1 protein-coding gene is annotated in these 500 nt (G+C 40.6%); it reads right to left on the bottom strand.

Features of this window, described 5'->3' with window-relative positions; translation table 11 throughout:
• A partial coding sequence (locus tag ES724_RS16585) for a hypothetical protein (RefSeq protein ID WP_170249919.1) occupies nt 1-500 on the bottom strand: 500 nt, incomplete at both ends.

Here is a 500-nt window from a genome sequence, read left to right as displayed (position 1 = left end):
ATACTAACTGTTGTATTATCTGATTCGCATTCTGAATCAGGATCTTCAGGGCCTACAGTATATGTAAATACATAAGTGCCAGCTCCAAATCCACTTAAATCGATTGGACTAGATACCGAACCATCGGATACATCTGTCCAGCTTCCACCAGTATCTCCACCAACAATAAGAGCAAAAAGATCTACAGAACCAAGTGAGTCGTCATCAGTACAGTAACGATCACTTCCACCTGTTCCAGCTTCAAAAGAATCATCAATACTTATACTAACTGTCGTAGTATCTGACTCACATTCGGAATCAGGATCACTTGGACTTACAGTATATGTAAATACATAAGTGCCAGCTCCAAATCCACTTAGATCAATTGGACTAGATACCGAACCATCGGATACATCTGTCCAGCTTCCACCAGTATCTCCGCCAACAATAAGTGCAAAAAGATCTACAGAACTCAAGTCTGAATCAATACAAAAACGATCACTTCCACCTGTTCCTGCTTC

Origin of the sequence: Gillisia hiemivivida (assembly GCF_007997295.1) — a bacterium.
Classification (GTDB): Bacteria; Bacteroidota; Bacteroidia; order Flavobacteriales; family Flavobacteriaceae; genus Gillisia; species Gillisia hiemivivida.
Note: the sequence above shows the minus strand (reverse complement) of the source record. Positions and strands in the feature narration are given on the sequence as shown.